Here is a 691-nt window from a genome sequence, read left to right on the forward strand (position 1 = left end):
ATTTCAATTGCCCTACCGAATATGTTACAAGGATTAGTTCCTAATCCAAGTATCTTATTCTATGTAACTTCTGTAATCAGCCTAGTTACGGGAACAATGTTCCTTATGTGGTTAGGTGAGCAAATCACTGAGCGCGGTATCGGTAACGGTATCTCTTTGATTATCTTTGCAGGTATTGTTGCAGATTTACCAGCAACGATTGGGCAGACAATTGAGCAAGCTCGTCAAGGCGAAATTTCTCCACTTGTTCTTTTATTAGTAGCTATAATTGCATTTGCAGTAACATATTTTGTTGTCTTTGTTGAACGCGGACAAAGAAGAATTGTGGTAAATTATGCAAGTCGCCAGCAAGGCAGAATGATGGCACCGGCTAGATCATCTCATTTACCATTAAAAGTTAATATGGCAGGTGTAATTCCTGCGATTTTCGCTTCAAGTATCATTTTATTCCCTGCGAGTATTACGCAGTGGTTTGGTCAAAGCGAAGGACTTGAGTGGTTATTTGACTTATCACAATTATTACAGCCAGGACAACCGTTATATCTTGTGTTATTCACAATGGCAGTAATCTTCTTTGCATTCTTCTATACGGGAATGCAATATAATCCTCGTGATACGGCGGATAATTTGAAGAAATCAGGTGCGTTTGTACCAGGTTATCGACCAGGCGAACAAACATCACAGATCGGAA

At 39.7% G+C, this 691-nt stretch carries 1 protein-coding gene; it reads left to right on the forward strand.

Features of this window, described 5'->3' with window-relative positions:
• Window positions 1-691, forward strand: a 691-nt coding sequence (locus DAE25_RS22805; protein WP_199907746.1) for a preprotein translocase subunit SecY, incomplete at both ends; no start/stop codon positions are given.

The organism is Nocardioides terrigena, assembly GCF_003047265.1.
GTDB classification, from domain to species: domain Bacteria; phylum Actinomycetota; class Actinomycetes; order Propionibacteriales; family Nocardioidaceae; genus Nocardioides; species Nocardioides terrigena.